This window comes from Chitinophaga eiseniae, assembly GCF_900167135.1.
Lineage (GTDB): Bacteria > Bacteroidota > Bacteroidia > Chitinophagales > Chitinophagaceae > Chitinophaga > Chitinophaga eiseniae.
In genome coordinates, this window is the sequence record NZ_FUWZ01000004.1 from 582441 (window position 1) to 600699 (window position 18259).

Annotated in this window: 1 protein-coding gene; it reads left to right on the forward strand. The window is 54.2% G+C overall.

The genetic code is table 11. From position 1 onward, the window contains the following. The first annotated feature begins 3 nt into the window (after positions 1-3). On the forward strand, positions 4-18222 hold the full coding sequence (locus B5D63_RS25650) for a non-ribosomal peptide synthetase (protein ID WP_078671711.1): 18219 nt from the start codon (positions 4-6) through the stop codon (positions 18220-18222). Positions 18223-18259: the final 37 nt, after the last annotated feature.

The window sequence follows — 18259 nt, forward strand, 5'->3', positions numbered from 1 at the left end:
TATATGTCAGATTTTAATTTAATTGACATCGTTGACTTACTGGGAAGGGCCCAGGATTCGGGAATAAAGATATCCTATGACGAAAACGACCTGGTGGTAAAGGTTAACAAAGAACAAAAAATCGACAGCAGCCTGCTGAAAGTGCTGAAGGACAACAAACAACATCTCATTACTTATTTCAGGCAATATCATCAGCGCACGGCGGCAGTTACGGGATCGGCTATAACGGCTGCTTCCGGCCGTTCGGCCGATACCGCGACACCACTGTCTTTCAGCCAGGAAAGACTCTGGATCATTGATCAGCTGGAAGGCAGTGTACAATATCACCTGTCTGCTGCACTCCGTATGGAGGGACCGCTGGACCGCGGAGCACTGGAAAATGCCCTGCGCGAAATCGTTAACCGGCATGAAGTCCTCCGCACGGTGATCCGCACCAGCGAAGATGGTGGCCGGCCGTCACAGTATGTGATGGAAAAAGACCAATGGCGGCTCCGTATCCGTGAAGATGCCGAAGTGTTCCACGATACTGCTGCTTTACAGGAAGTGCTGAGACAGGATATTGCCATTCCTTTTGATCTCGCCAATGACCATCTGCTGCGGGCGCAACTGATCGTGCTGGGGAAAGAGGAGCACATCCTGGTGTTAACACTGCATCATATCGTTTCCGATGGCTGGTCCACCGGTATCCTGGTAAGTGAATTGCAGGCGTTGTATGATGCTTACGCTAACGGTTATACGCCGGATCTGGCGCCGCTGGAAATACAATACGCCGACTATGCCCTTTGGCAACGCCGGCAGCTCGGTGACAACGGGCTGCAACAGCAGCTGGAATACTGGAAACAGCAGCTGGCTGGTGTGGCGCCCCTGGAATTGCCCCTGGATTATCCGCGGCCTGCCGTTCAGAGCACCCGTGGCGCTACCATTGATTTTGTCGTGGATGACAACATCGCTCACAAACTGAAACAGCTGTCCCGCCAGGAAGACGTGACGCTCTTTATGACATTGCTGGCCGCTTTTAAGGTGCTGTTATACCGTTACAGCGGCCAGGAGGATATCTGCGTAGGAAGTCCTGTCTCCGGCAGAACGAGGGCTGAGATGGAAACATTGATCGGCCTCTTTGTGAATACGCTGGCGTTACGTAGCGATCTGGGTGGTCATCCCTCTTTCCGGGCATTGCTTCAGCAGATTAAACAGACAACCCTGAGTGCCTACGATCACCAGGAAATACCGTTGGAGAAAGTGATCGAAACCGTGGTAAAGGGCCGTAACCCCGGCCGTAGCCCGCTGTTTCAGGTAGTCTTCGCCTTGCAGAATACACCGGTATCAAAAGCAGAGGCGCCCGGCAAACTGCGGTTATCAGAAGAAAAAATCATTACAGAAAGCGCTAAGTTCGATCTTACCCTGATCATGCAGGAGATAGACGGAGGATTAAAAGGGAGCGTGGAATATGGTGCTGATTTGTTCAGCGCTGCCACTATAGAGGCTTTGATCGGGCATTTCAAAGAGTTGCTGCAGTCCGTGACCACTACCCCGGATGCACGTATAGATGATCTCCTGCTGCTGAACAAAGCGGAAGAGCAACAATTACAGCTGACATTTAACGATACCTATACTGATTTTCCGACGGATAAAACGGTGCTGGACCTGTTTCGTGAACAGGTGATTACCAGGCCTGATACCGTGGCAGTGAAGAGCGCAGACGGAGCATTGTCATATCAGGCACTGGAAGAACGTTCCAACCGGCTGGCGCATTACCTGCAGCAACAAGGTGTTACCGCAGGCAGCCTGGTACCAATTTGCCTTGAGCGCTCCCATGATCTTGTGGTGGCCATGCTGGCGGTGATTAAGACCGGCGCTGCCTATGTGCCGGTAGATCCTTCTTATCCGGCAGCGCGCATAGGCTTTATGCTGGAAGATACCGGAGCAGCGATAGTTATTTGTAATGAAGTGATCACCGTCGGCATCGGGGAGAAAATACGGCCGGTTGTTCCGGAACGGGAGCAGGCATCTATCGATCGTTGCCCGGCTACCGCGCTGTCAGTGACGCCTGCAGCCGATCAGCTGGTATATGTTATTTATACTTCCGGCTCCACTGGTCAACCCAAAGGTGTAATGATTGAACACCGGGGGCTGGCCAACCTGGTACATTGGCACCAGCGGGCTTTCGGCGTAACCGCTGATAGCCGCGCTACTGCCGTTTCCGGCATCGGTTTCGATGCATTCGGATGGGAGCTTTGGCCATACCTTACCGCCGGCGCTTCTGTTTTCCTGGTAGACGATGATACCCGCATCTTCATCCCGGCACTGGTGGGCCTGCACGTAAAACAACAGATCACACACGCTTTTATATCCACCGCCCTGGTACCGGCATTTATCCAGGCTGGTGCAGGAAAGATACAAGATCTGCAGTACCTGCTCACCGGCGGCGATAAACTGCCCGCCACGCAGGTATCACAGCTGCCTTATCAATTGGTCAATAACTACGGGCCAACGGAAAATAGTGTAGTCACTACCAGTTATACGCTGTCATCTGTTAACGCGGTGATGACGCCTCCCATCGGTAGCCCTGTGAGCAATACCAGGATATACATACTCAGCCCGGCGGGCGCACTCAGTCCTGTCGGTGTAGCCGGAGAAATATGCATCGCGGGCACTGGTCTGGCTAAAGGGTATTTAAATCTGCCGGTACTGACAACAGAGAAATTCACCATCCATACAAACGGAGAAAGGATATATCATACCGGCGACCTGGGTCGCTGGCGTGCTGACGGAACTATCGAATACCTGGGACGTATAGATGAGCAGGTGAAGATACGTGGCTACCGTATTGAGCCCGGGGAAATTGAAAATGTGCTCGCTGCTGTGAAAGGTGCTAAACAGGCGCTGGTATTGGCTAAAGCTGACAGCGCCGGGCACAAACGGCTGGTAGCCTACGTGGCTGGTGATGAAAGTTTTGATAAGGCCGCTGCCCTGGCCGCGGTGAAAAGCCGCTTGCCGGAATACATGGTGCCGGCGGCTATTATCGTCATGGACCGTTTGCCACTAACGGCCAACGGCAAGATCGATAAAAATGCCCTGCCGGAACCTGCCCAGGAAAGCACGGCTACAGCTATTTACACGGCTCCGCGTAATACTACGGAAGAAGTCCTGGCTGCTATCTGGCAGGAGCTGCTGGGTGTGCAACAGGTAGGCATATACGACAATTTCTTTGAGCTGGGCGGCGATTCTATTATCACCATTCAGGCCGTAGGCCGCATAAGACGGGCGGGGTATGAGTTGCAGCCGAGAGACCTGTTCGTACATCAGCATATCGCAGCACTGGCAGCACATATACATGCACAGGCGGGCCGCAGCGTGACCGGCGAACAGGGAACGCTTACCGGGACCAGCGGACTATTACCTATCCAGCAATGGTTCCTTCAGCTGGATACCGCTGCTGTAAACCATTTTAATCAAAGTGTATTACTGGGGATCGATAAAAAAATAACAGCTGAGCGCTTGATGCCGGCTATTCAACAGCTGGTTAACTATCACGATGCTTTACGTTTTGTATATCACCAACAGGAAAACAAATGGCAGCAGGTGTATGGCGCTGGTGGGGGTGAGCTGGAAATAGCGGACCTGCGGAGCGTGCCGACGGAAGCACTGTCGGATGCTATTACCGCTACTGCTGACCGTTATCAGGCCAGCCTGGACATTCGCACGGGAACGGTAGCAAAAGTGGTGCTGATACAGACCCCAGATGCAGAAGAGGCCAACCGCCTCTTTATCGTGGTGCACCACCTCGCTGTAGATGCCGTTTCCTGGCGTATTCTCCTGGAAGACCTGCAGCAACTGTTGCAGGGTCAATCATTGCCGGAGCGGAAAGGTTCTTCTTACCGGCAATGGCAGCAAGCATTGGTCAATTACGGGGAGTCACAACGCGGACTGTCCCAGGCGCCTTACTGGGAAAGGGTGGTGCAACAACCGCTGCCCCTGAAGACCGACAAAAAATTTGAAGGGCAGGTAACGGTAGCGGATACCGGAAATTATACTTCGCAGCTGGATGCACAGCGCACCCGCCAGTTGTTGAAAGATGCTTCGCAGGCTTATCACACGGAGATTAATGATATCCTGCTGACGGCATTAGCCCTGACTTTGTCCGCATGGAATGGACATGCAGCCGTGATTGTAGGATTGGAAGGGCATGGCAGGGAAGACATCAATAAAAACATCGATACCAGTCGCACGGTGGGTTGGTTTACCAATCTGTTCCCGGTACTGCTGGAAACCGGCGGTAATAATGTGGGAGAGACGTTGAAGGCCGTCAAAGAACAGCTGCGGCGTACGCCGGATAAAGGGTTGGGATATGGCGTCCTGAAGTATCTGAACAAAATACCGACGTTGCAGGGTGTCAATCCCTGGAATGTGGTATTTAACTACCTGGGCCAGTCCGATAACCTGAAAGACGAGGCTGGCCTGTTCAGCGGGGCTCCGGAATCCTCCGGTGCTGACATCGCTGCCGGCTTTCCGTTGCAGGAACTGCTGAGCGTGACAGGCCTGGTGAAAGCCGGACAATTGCAGCTGGATTGGAATTATAGTTCACAACACTTTGAACCGGCTACCATTGCGCAACTGGCGCAGCACTATCTCTCTCACCTGGAAGCGCTGATTGCGCACTGTGTGGCGGTGCAAACTCCGGTGTTTACCCCCTCAGATTACGGGCTGGGCGCCTGGGTTTCGAACGAAGACCTGGACAGCTTCCTCGATGCGCCGTACAATGGCACACCGCGGCGGGAGCAAATAGACAGCCTTTACCGGTTGAGCGGTTTGCAGGAGGGCATGCTCTTTCATAGCCTGTACGCCGCAGAGGGAGGCACATACACGGAGCAGATGACCGTAGTGCTGGAAGACCTGCATGTAGACGCTTTTGTAAAAAGCTGGAACCTGCTGGTGGAAAAACACAGCATTCTGCGTACCGCTTTTTATTATGACCGCTTCAGCATCCCGGTGCAATGTGTTTACAAGAAGGTAGTGTTACCGGTAGAGATAATGGATTACACCTCCTTTAGCCCGGATGAACAGAACAGGTTATATAAAACCCTGGAAGAGGCGGACCTGCGCCGGGGATTTAATTTTACAGAAGCGCCGTTAATGCGTTTGACACTGGTACGGCTACACGATAATAACTTCCGGATGTTATGGACATCCCATCATATCCTGCTGGATGGCTGGTCATTGCCTATTCTCGTGGAAGGACTGCTGTCGGGATACGATGCTTTCCTGACCGGTGGTGCTCCGCCATCCCTGGGAGACGACCGTTTCGGGGAATACATTCAGTACCTGGACCGCCTCGACAAAGAGGCAGCAGAGCATTACTGGAAACAATATCTGCATAACCTGAATGAAGCGACCCTGTTGCCTTTCATTGGCAATACCACTGCACGCACCAAAGGGGTGGGGGCATACAGTAACCGGAAGGTGGTGCTGGACGCCGCTTTTACGCAGCAGCTGTCGCGTTTTGCACAAAGACATCATATTACCGTTAATACGCTGATGCAGGGCGTTTGGGCATACCTGTTGCACGCCTACACCGGTCACAGCAACGTAGCCTACGGTATCACGGTGTCTGGTCGACCGGACAACCTGCAGAGCGCAGAAAGGGGAGTAGGATTGTACATTAATACGTTGCCGCTGCATACGGCTGTAGACGAAAGCGACAATATCGTCAGCTGGTTGCAGCAACTGCAATCGGAGCAGCAGCAAAGCCGGGAACACCAGTATAATAATCTGCAGCAGGTGCAGCAATGGGCAGGCATCAATGGTGATCTGTTTGACAGCTCCATTACTTTCCAGAACTATCCTGTAGATGAAGTGGTGAACGCAAAGGAATGGCAACTGAAAGTGACAGGCGTGGAAACACATCCGCACACCAACTATCCGCTGACCATCATTATCAGCATTTCTGCTGAAACCAGCCTGATGTTTGCCTATAACACCGCTTTGCTGGAAGATCATTATCTCGAAGCGATCACCGGGCATTTTAAACAGGTGTTGCAGCAAATCACGGCCGGTACCGCAGAGATAGTCGGAGATATTGAGCTGTTGACGCCAACGGAAAAACAGCGGCTGCTGAATACCGCTACCGTAGCGTATCCCGCGCATACCACGCTCCTGGATATATTTGAAGAACAGGCGGACCGCGTGCCGGAACAGACAGCTGTACGGTGTGAAGACCGTGTGTTGACCTACCACCAGTTGGACAAACAGGCCACTCAGCTGGCGCATTATCTGCGCAGCAAAGGTGTAACAACCGGTTCACTCGTGCCCTTGTATTTCGAACGTTCTGCTGATATACTGATCGCCCTGCTGGGCATCCTCAAGGCCGGCGGCGCCTACGTGCCCATCGACCCGGATTTTCCGGCGGAACGTGTGGGGTACATGCTGGCGGATACGGCGGCGAAGGTCATCGTCACCAATAAGGCCTGTGCCGGCAAATTGCCGCTGACGGACCAGCACATCATTGCCCTTGATGGAGATGCTGCGTTGCTGGATACCATGCCGGCTACACGTATAACACGGGAATGGCTACACGGACAACCGGCTTACGTTATTTATACTTCCGGCAGTACCGGTAATCCGAAAGGAGTGATCGTTACCCATCAGAACCTGATGGATTATGTATATGGATTAAAGCATGCGCTGCCACTGGAAGAGAGCCGTTCTTTCGGCCTGATGTCCAGCATCGCCACTGATCTTGGTAATACCGTTGTCTTTGGGGCGCTGGCCACAGGCGGAGCATTGCATGTGTTCACCAAAGAAGCGGTGAATGACGCAGAGCGGATCGCTGCCTATTTTGCGGCGCATCCGGTGGACTGTATTAAGATCGTGCCATCCCACTGGAAAGCATTGTCGTTGCCAGGCAACTTATTGTTGCCCCGGAAGCTGCTGATTTTTGGAGGAGAAGCGCTGGATGCCGGCGTCATAGCGGCTATCCGGGCATCGGGCAACAACGTTACAGTGGTCAACCACTACGGGCCAACGGAAACGACTATCGGAAAACTGGTCCACGTGGTACAACCCGATAGGCTGTATGAAGAACAGGTCCCCGTCGGCAAACCGTTCTCCAATACCCGGATATACGTGGTGTCGCCGACAGGAAAGTTAAGCCCTGTAGGCGTTCCCGGGGAGCTGTATATCGGTGGTGATGGCGTGGCTGCCCGCTATCTCCATCAGGAAGCACTGACCAGCGAGAAGTTTGTGGCCGATCGTTTTCTGCCAGGCGTCGCTTCCAGGTTGTACCGTACCGGCGACCTGGTGAAATACCTGCCGGACGGCAATATCCTGTTCCTGGGGCGCGCCGATGACCAGGTGAAAATCCGTGGTTACCGGGTGGAATTAGGAGAGATCGAAAATGTACTGGTGAAGAGTGGTCTTACCGAACAGGCCGTAGTACTGGCAAAACCTGATAGTAGCGGCGATAAGCGCCTGGTAGCTTATATCCTGCGTGGTAACGGCACAGACATAGAGGCATTGCAGGCATACGTTAAAAATGAATTGCCTGATCATATGCATCCGGCGTTGTGGTCTTTCATAGATAGCTTCCCGCTGATGGCCAACGGCAAGGTAGACCGTAAGGCGTTACCTGATCCGGAGGAGGCTTCCGGGGAACAAAAGGGATATGCGGCGCCCGAAACATCCGTAGAGCAAAAGCTCGCAGCTATCTGGTCTGTATTGCTGGAAGTTGAGGAAGTCGGCCGTCATGATGATTTTTTTGCTTTGGGTGGTCATTCCCTGCTGGCCATCCGCCTTATTTCTGCCATCCGTAAACAAATGGAGGCGGAAGTGACGATCGGCGACGTATTCGATTATCCGACGGTAGCCGCATTGGCAGCGCAACTGGAACAACGGAAACCGCAACCGCCTGCACCGGCGCTGGTGCCTAAGGAGCGACCGGCGCGCATTCCGCTGTCTTTCAGCCAGGAAAGGCTCTGGTTTATTGACCGTATGGAAGGCAGTATACATTATCATGTACCAGCAGTGTTAAGCTTGAAAGGCAAGTTGGATAGCACCGCTCTGGCAACTGCACTGAAAACGATCGTGGAACGCCATGAGGTGCTCCGCACAGTCATCGAACATGAAGAGGGGCTGGCCTGGCAACGGATACTGCCGGCCGATGACTGGCAGTTACAGATCATTGCGGGCACTTCTCTCATAACGGAACCAGCCTTGCAGGATTATATCTCCCGCCTCATCAATGCTCCGTTTGATCTCGGTAACGACTATATGTTGCGCGCACACCTGATCGTAAGACAACAGGATGAATATGTGCTGGTGGTCACCCTGCATCACATCGCTTCTGATGCCTGGTCTACCGGTATTATCGTGGAAGAGCTGGCAGCATTGTATGACGCTTATGCCACCGGCCGCACACCATCGTTGCCGGAACGAAATATCCAGTATGCCGACTTTGCTGTCTGGCAGCGGGAATACCTCGCCGGCAGCGTATTGGAGGACAAACTTGGTTACTGGAAGAATAAGTTATCCGGTACGGCTACTTTACAACTGCCGACCGATTTCCCAAGACCGGCAGTGCAAAGCACCCGGGGCAGCCTGTATTCGTTCAGGCTTGACCGTAACCTCTCGGCCGCTTTGCAGACGCTGTCACAGCAACAGGGAGCCACATTGTTTATGACACTGCTCGCCGCCTTTAAAGTATTGTTATACCGCTACAGCGGACAGGAAGACATCTGCGTAGGCGTACCCACTGCCGGCAGGACCCTTCAGGAAACAGAAGGACTGATCGGTTTCTTTATCAATACGCTGGCGCTGCGCAGCGACCTGGCCAACGAACCGTCGTTTATCACTTTACTGCAGCAGGTAAAACAAACTACGCTTGGCGCTTATCAGCAGCAGGATGTACCTTTTGAGCAGGTGGTGGACGCTGTGGTCAGGGAAAGGGATATCAGCCGCACGCCGCTGTTCCAGGTGATGTTCGTATTACAGAACGCGCCGCAGGAAGCAACGCTGACGCTGGGTGACCTGAGGTTGTCACAGCAGGAAAACGCTCATGCTACTTCCCGCTTCGATCTCAGCTGGTCGGTGATAGAAGGCGCCGAGGGGCTGATGGGCAGTGTCGAATATTGCACAGACCTGTTCCGTGAGGCTACCATACAGCGTATGGTGGGGCATTTCGAACAGTTACTACGTACCATCGTGCAGACGCCGGATGCTGTCATCGATGAACTGACGTTGATTACACCACAGGAAACCACGCAGCTGCTGCATACGTTTAATCAAACGACTGCCGCCTATCCGGCAGAAGATACCCTGTTGTCCCTGTTTGCCTCACAGGTAACCATGCGGCCCAATTCCATTGCGCTGGCTTCGGCAACGGCTTCCCTTACTTATAAAACACTCAATGAAAGAGCCGTTCAACTGGCGCATTATCTTCAGGGGCTGGGCGTAAAGGCAGGGGACCGGGTACCGGTATATCTCGAACGTACGCCGGAAATAGTGCTGGCCATGTTGGCTGTTATGAAAGCCGGTGCGGCTTACGTGCCGGTAGATACCGCCTATCCGTCGGACCGTGTCCGTTATATGCTCGCCGATTGCGGCGCCGCCGCGCTGATCACGGACAGCCATCATGTGAATAGTGTACCCGATATTGACCAGTTAACGGTTATCCGGTTGGATGAAGACAAAGGAGCGATCAACCACTACGTTCCGGTCGCTGACCTGCCCGAAGTCGCCCCCGGACAGGTAGCCTACCTGATCTATACCTCGGGATCTACCGGTCAGCCGAAAGGCGTGATGATACCGCATCGTGGGTTAATGAACCTGGTGCACTGGCATCAGGCTGCATTCCGGGTGAATGCGCACAGCAAGGCCACGGCCGTTTCCGGCGTGGGCTTCGATGCCTTCGGCTGGGAAGTGTGGCCTTACCTTACGGCAGGAGCGTATGTGTACCTGCCAGACAACGATACCCGTGTGCTGATGCCTTCCCTCATTGCGTTGCATCGGCAGCAGGGCTTTACGCATGCTTTTATCTCCACTGCGCAGGTGCAGGAATTCATCCGGGCGGCAGCGGACAAAATACTGCCGTTGCAATATCTGCTGACTGGCGGCGATCAGCTGCCGGCGACGGATGTCAGTGGTCTGTCCTATAAAATCATTAACAACTACGGCCCTACGGAGAATAGCGTAGTGGCTACCTGGTATGAGCTGTCGGCAACGGATAAAGACCGTGCTCCGGTAATCGGCCGTCCGGTCAGCAATACCCGGATATATATCCTTAACCGCCGTGAAAAATTATGTCCTGCCGGTATCGCCGGTGAAATATGCCTGGCTGGTGACAGTCTGGCGCTGGGATATTGGGGCCGTCCTGATCTCACACAGGAAAAATTTGTGTCAGATCCGTTCCATGCCGGTACGCTGATGTACAAAACCGGAGACCTTGGCCGGTGGCTGCCGGACGGCACCATCGAATACCTTGGGCGTCTCGACGAGCAGGTGAAGGTGCGCGGCTACCGTATCGAGTTGGGTGAAATAGAAAGCGCGCTCACAGCGAGCGGGCGGGTACAGCAGGCGGTGGTACTGGCGCAGAAAGATCATGAGGGTAACCGGCAGCTGGTGGCGTACGTGGTACCGGCTGGCGACTTCCAAAAAACGGATACGGTGGCTTTCCTGAAAAAAAGGCTGCCGGACTATATGCTCCCCGCGCTATGGGTAACACTGGACAAGCTGCCGTTGACCGCTAACGGTAAGATCGATAAAAGCGCACTACCAGCGCCTGATATGACTAATATACTGACCAATGTATATGTGGCGCCACGCAGCGCCACAGAGGAAACACTGGCTGGTATCTGGCAGGAGGTGCTGGGCAGGCAACAGATAGGGATACACGACAATTTCTTCGAATGCGGTGGTAACTCGTTACAGGTGGTACGCCTTATTGCGCTGGTACGCAGCCAGCTGCAGGTGGAAATGCCTATCCGGGCCGTTTTTGCCAACCCGACGGTGGCGCAACTGGCGGTATGGCTGGCCACAGCGGAAGGAAAACCTGCGGCGGCAATCAGCGTACAGGCAAGAGGACCGCGTATCCCGCTATCTTTCAGCCAGGAGCGGCTGTGGTTTATCCATCAGCTGGAGGGAAGCATACAGTATCATATTCCGCAGCTGCTGCAGCTGCACGGCGATCTGAATATTCCGGCGCTGGAGCGTAGTTTCCAAACGCTGGTAAACAGGCATGAAGTGCTGCGTTCCGTAATGAAAGAAGAAGATGGCGTGGTGTATCAGCAGGTACTGCCGGCAGACACATGGTCGCTGGAGGTTATTGATAACGTGGACGGATATATGGAAGGAGGCTCCCGGGAAACGTACCTGGGCGTGCTGGTGCGTACACCGTTCGACTTATCGCATGACCATCCCATAAGAGCCCACCTGTTGCGCTTAGGGCACCACCAACATCTGTTGGTGCTGGTCATTCATCACATTGCGGCCGACGGCTGGTCCATGGGTGTTGCTACCCGTGAGTTAATGGCGTTGTATAACGCCTATGCCGGCGGGGAAGCCCTGCAATTACCGGAGCTGCCGCTGCAATATGCGGACTTCGCCATCTGGCAGCGGGCACAACTTTCTGCTGATGCGCTGGACCGAAAGCTGGGCTGGTGGAAAAATAAGATGGACGGGGTGGCGCCGCTGGAGCTGCCGACGGACTTCACACCGTCGTCTACCATCAGTATGCGGGGCGCAAGGGTAGGTATGCAGTTGCCCGCCTCACTTGGCCGGCAGCTGCATCAACTGGCGCTGCAACAGGACGCTACCCTCTATATGGTGCTGCTGACAGCCTTTAAAGTACTCCTGCATCGCTACAGCGGACAGGACGACATCAGCGTAGGCACGTCTGCCGCAGGCAGAACACAGCAGGAAACCCAACATCTGATAGGTTTCTTCATCAATACACTGGCGTTGCGCAGTGATCTGGGCAACAATCCGGCCTTCACGGAATTGCTGCAACAGGTGAAACAAACAACTCTCGATGCGTTTGATCATCAGGACGTGCCTTTTGAGAAAATCGTGGAAGCAGTGGTGAAAGACCGTGATCCTAACAGAAGGCCGTTGTTCCAGGTGATGTTTGTAATGGACAATACGCCGGCTTCACCGGACTTTAAATTGCACGGCCTGGCGCTGATGCCGGAAGAAATTACGCATACGACGGCACGTTTTAATATCATCCTCTCAATAACAGAAGACAGCGACGGCGGCCTGCATGCCGCGGTGGAGTATGCCATGGACCTCTTCCGTGAGGAGACGATATTACGTATGCTGGGCCACTTTGAAACATTGTTGGAAGCCATTGTGGCCGCACCGCAGGAGAAAGTTGATCTGCTGCCGTTAATGACCGGCAAACAACAGCAGGAACAGCTGGCCATACTGGAACAGACTATCCACTACCCGCGGCAACAAACATTCCTTCACTGGTTTGAAGCGGTGGCCCGCCATAACCCGGACGGCACCGCGCTGGCTTTTGAAGGGCAATTGCTGTCCTGGAAAGCGCTGGAACAACGTTCCGCCTTGCTCGCGCATTACCTGCGTAGTAAAGGGGTAGGAGCGAATGTACTGGTGCCTGTATGCATAGACCGCTCGCTGGACATGCTGGTGGCCGTATTAGGCATCCTGCGTGCAGGTGGGGCCTATGTGCCGGTAGAACCGGATTTCCCGGCAGAAAGAATAAAATACATGCTGGAAGACACCAGGGCTACCGTGATGGTCAGCATAGGAAAGCACCGCGATATCCTGCCGGACATACAAGGACTGGAGATTATTTTCCAGGACGAGCAACAGCATATCTTCAACGCCTATACGACAACAGGCAGACTGGAATTGCCGGCGCCTTCGGCTACTGCTTATGTGATCTATACTTCCGGCAGTACAGGCAAACCCAAAGGCGTGAAAATTACGCATCACAACCTGGCAGACTACATCGCCGGTTTGCGGGCGCAGCTGCCGGTGGATGCGTGTCATTCATTCGGGCTGCTCTCCAGCATTGCCACTGACCTGGGCAATACGGTGTTGTTTGCCGCGCTGTCTATCGGTGCTACACTGCATCTGTTCTCCAAAGACACGATCAATGACGCACAGAAGGTATTGGCTTACTTTGAAAGACACGAGATAGATTGTATCAAGATAGTTCCCTCGCACTGGAAAGCCCTGTCGGAGCCCGGGCAACCACTGCTGCCGGAAAAGCTGCTGATCTTCGGCGGGGAAGCCCTGGAATATAGCGTGACGGAGACTATCCGCGCTGCCGGGGCCAGCTGCGTTGTAGTGAACCACTACGGGCCTACGGAAACGACCATCGGGAAATTACTGCATATCGTTAACGCACATACGGAGTATGGCGCGTTTATCCCGGTAGGTAAACCGTTTTCCAATACCCGTGCCTATGTGCTCAACCCGCAACGGCAGCTATGCCCGGTGGGGGTTCCGGGTGAACTCTATATCGGTGGAGAAGGTGTGGCCGCGGGGTATCTTCACAATGAAACGCTGACGGCGGAGCGTTTTGTAAGTGAGCCCCTGGCAGCGGGTCCTGCAGAGCGGTTGTACCGTACCGGCGACCGGGTGAAATTATTGCCCGATGGCAATATCCTCTTCCTTGGCCGTATAGATGATCAGGTGAAGATACGCGGTTACCGCGTGGAGCCCGGGGAAATAGGGCGTATACTGGAACAGTGTCCGGGCGTGGCGCAGGCGGTGGTCATCGCCCGCGAAGACAATACCGGGAACAAGCGCCTGCTGGGATATGTAGTGCCTGCGGACGACTTTGACGCAACGGAAGTGTTTACGCTGTTGCGGGAACGGCTGCCCGATTACATGGTGCCTGCGGCTATCATCCCGCTGGAAACCTTCCCGCTGCTGGCCAACGGGAAAATTGATAAACGCAGTTTGCCGGATACGGAAACAATAACAACAGATACCCATGATTTTGCGGCGCCGGTTACCGCTATTCAACAAGGATTAGCGACTATCTGGGAGCGGTTGCTGGAAGTGGAAAACGTAGGATTGCACGACGATTTCTTCGCTCTCGGCGGACATTCCCTGCTGGCCATCCGTGTGATCTCCGCTATCAGAAAACAATTACAGCTGGAGGTGACCATCGGGGACGTATTTGATTATCCTACCGTTGGTGGATTGGCCGCCCTGCTGGAATCGCGTGAAGGGCATTCACAGCCGCCAGACCTCCTGCGGAAAGAAAGGCCAGCCCGTATTCCGCTGTCTTTCAGCCAGGAAAGGCTGTGGTTCATCGATCAGGTAGAAGGTAGCCTGCATTATCACCTGCCTACCGTATTACGGTTGAGAGGACGGCTGGATGCTGAGGCGCTGGCCCGTTCAGCACAGGCGATCGTCAACCGCCATGAAGCGCTGCGTACCGTGATCGCCTCCGGCGACGGAGAATCCTGGCAACAGATACTTCCCGAAAACCAGTGGCGCATGGATACCTACGAAGATCCGTCATTCAGGAAAGATAAGAACGCCCTGCATGCCTTTGTGGAAGAGCTGATCACCAAACCGTTTGATCTGTCGGCAGATCATATGTTGCGGATGCAACTGATTGTACTGGGCAAAGAAGAACATGTACTGGTGGCAACGTTGCATCACATTGCCTCTGACGGTTGGTCTACCGGTGTGCTGGTGAAGGAACTGGCTGCGTTTTATGAAGCATATGCCGGGGGCCGTGAACCGGAACTGGCGCCGCTGGAGCTTCAATACGCCGACTATGCCATCTGGCAGCGGGAACATCTCTCCGGAGAAGTGCTGGCCGGGCAGTTGGGTTACTGGGAGCAGAAGTTGTCCGGCGTGGCTGCGTTGCAGTTACCCCTGGACCATCCCCGTACAGCGCTGCAGAGCAACCGTGGCGCCACTACTACGTTTATACTGGACCGTGAATTGTCCGACCAGCTGCATGTCCTGGCCAAACAGGAAGGTGCTACCATCTTTATGACCCTGCTGGCGGCTTTCCAGGTGCTACTGTACCGTTATAGCGGACAGGAAGACATCTGCGTAGGCAGCCCGGTTGCCGGCCGTACGCGCCAGGAACTGGAAGGCCTTATCGGCTTCTTTATCAATACCCTCTCGCTGCGCGCTGATCTGAGTGGCAACCCTTCGTTTACCAGCCTGCTGCAACAGGTAAAACAAACGACCCTGGATGCTTATGCGCACCAGGAGGTACCTTTTGAAAAGATCGTGGATGTGGTGGCCAAAGACAGGGACCTTAGCCGCAATCCTATCTTCCAGGTAGCGCTCGTGCTGCAAAACCTGCCTGACGTGCCGGAGCTGGAGCTGGGCGACCTGGTGATGACAGAAGAGGGAGGGGAGCACACTACCGCCAAACTGGACCTGACCGTGTTGTTCCGCGAAGGGCCGGAAGGACTGGGCGCCAGCGTGGAATATTGTGCAGACCTGTTTGATGCGGACACCATCGAACGGATGATGTCGCAGTTCAAACAATTATTACAGGCCATCGTGGACGCACCCGGGACGCCGGTAGGAATGTTGCCGCTGCTGACGGCTGCGGATGAAAAAATGCTGCTGGAAGATTTTAACCATACGGCTGTGCCTTATCCGGCGGATAAAACGATTGTACAGCTGTTTACCGAACAGGCTCGTCAACGGCCCAACGAAACCGCGGTATTATTTCGGGACCAGGTGCTAACTTACCGTCAACTGGATGAATGGTCCGACAGATTGGCGATTTACCTGAGATCGCAGGGCGTGAAAGAAGAAATGAGGGTGCCGGTTTGTATTCCGCGGTCCCTGGAAATGATGGCCGCCATCCTGGCCATCCTGAAGGCAGGCGGTGCGTATGTGCCGCTGGACCCGGATTATCCGGCAGAGAGGCTGGCCTTTATGCTGTCGGAGAGCAATAGTCATATAACCGTGACAGTGCATACATATGCTGCCATCCTGGCTAAAGAAAGGCCGGATATGTTGCATCTCTGCGTGGATGAACTATACGATAGTCTGCCAGCTTACACGGGAGCCGTTATCCCTGATACGCTTAAAGCCGGCAGCCTGGCTTATGTGATGTATACCTCCGGTTCTACCGGCAGGCCTAAAGGCGTACTGGTGACCCATCGGAACGTTACCAGCCTGGTGAAGGAGCCCAACTATGTATCGTTGCGGCCCACGGATGCGATCCTGTCTGCCGGCTCGCTCTCCTTCGACGCCACTACATTTGAATATTGGGGCGCGCTGCTTAATGGCGGCCGGCTGGTACTCAGTCCGGAGAACAGCCTGCTGGACACCGAAGTGCTGAAACAGGAGTTATACGAAAAACAGGTAACGGTATTGTTTATTACCACCGGATGGTTCAACCAGTTGGTAGACACGGATGTCAGCGTATTTGCCCATTTACAGGCTATTCTCACCGGTGGGGAGAAGATGTCCGAAAAACATGTAATACGCTTCAGAGATGCTTATCCTGATATAAAGATCAGTAACATCTACGGCCCTACGGAGAACACCACCTTCTCCCTGAGTTATCCTATCCATGAGCGGGGACTGACGGTAAACACTCCGATTGGTATACCGCTGAACAACCGTACCGCTTATATTCTCGATGCTGCCTTGCAGCTGGTGCCGGTAGGTGTGGCCGGGGAACTTTACGTGGGTGGTGATGGCGTGGCCCGCGGATATCTCAACCGGGATGAACTCACGGCGGAACGTTTTATTCCGCATCCGTATGGTAAAACACCGGGGGACCGTCTTTATAAAACCGGTGATATGGCCCGTTGGCGCGCCGATGGCACAGTGGAGTATCTCGGTCGCCGGGATGACCAGGTGAAGGTCCGTGGCTTCCGCATCGAGCTGGGTGAAGTAGAAAGCGTATTACTGCAGCATCCGCAGGTAAGTCAAACGGTGGTCATCGCAAAAGCGGGAGAGAATGGCAGCAAACGCCTGTTAGGGTACATCGTGCCCAAAGGCGGGTTGGAAAGAGAGCAACTGGCGACATGGCTGAAAGAACGCCTGCCGGACTATATGGTGCCTTCTTACCTGGTGCAACTGGAAAAACTGCCGATGACCGCCAATGGTAAGATAGACAAAAAGGCGCTGCCTGATCCGGATACCATGACGCAGCCCGGTGGTGGTTACGTTGCACCAGCTACGCCCACGGAAAGGGCGCTGGCAGCTATCTGGCAGGATCAACTGGAAATAGCGCGGATAGGTGTTCATGATAATTACTTCGAAGCCGGTGGTAATTCCCTGCTGGCTATCCACCTGATAGCGGTAGTGCGCAAGGAACTGGCAGGGGAGATCGCCATCAGTGATATCTTCGATTTTCCGACGATTGCAGCGCTGGCTGATGTGCTGGACCAGCGAGCCATGGCTAAAGTCAATACGGCCGGGCAGGTGAAGGGATATAATGGCAACAGGCATATCCTGCCGCTGAACAGCGGTCCACAGGCATCGCCGCTCTTTTTCCTGCCCGGAGGCAATGGTATCTGTGAAGGCTATACGACGCTGGGAGCTGCACTGGAAGACACCGGGGCACTCTATGGATTGCAGATGATGGGCATCTTCGAGGGGGAAAAGCCGCTGGACAGCGTGCCCGCCATTGCCACGCAAAACATCGTATGGATGAGATCCGTGCAACCGACAGGCCCATATCGGCTGATCGGCCACTCGCTCGGCGGCCAGATCGCCTTTGAGATGGCCCGGCAGCTGGAAGCGCAGGGAGACAAAGTGGAAGCTCTCTTCGTGCTGGATACACATGTGGCGCCTAAACGCACCGTACTGGATAATGACACCCTTTATCATTCGCTGCTGGAAGCGTTTGACGTGTATAAGATCGCTGTCAAACCATACCCAGAATGGGTAAAAGCCCTGAAGCCGGCTATTGAAGGCCTGGAGCCCAGGGAGGTCATCCCGTTTGTACTGGAATACCTGAAAGCACATGTGCCGGGAGAAAAAGAGCATCTGGGCTTTGTAATGCGCATGTTCGACATGGCCACCCATAGTTTGTTTATGGAGTATGTTGTCAGTGGCCAGGTGGACACCGCATTGACGGTGATCCGTGCGGAAGAGCGGAAGGTCACTAACGGAGATGACAGCCTGGGATGGGCGTCTTTTGCTACCCGCTCCGCATCACTGACAGCGCCAGGCGATCATATCTCCATGACGAAGGAAACCGGCGCCGCCACTGTAGCTGATCATATCAAAACACAATTGAATCATATCTTTTAACCCAAACCCGAATCCTCATCTTTAAAGCAAACCCTCA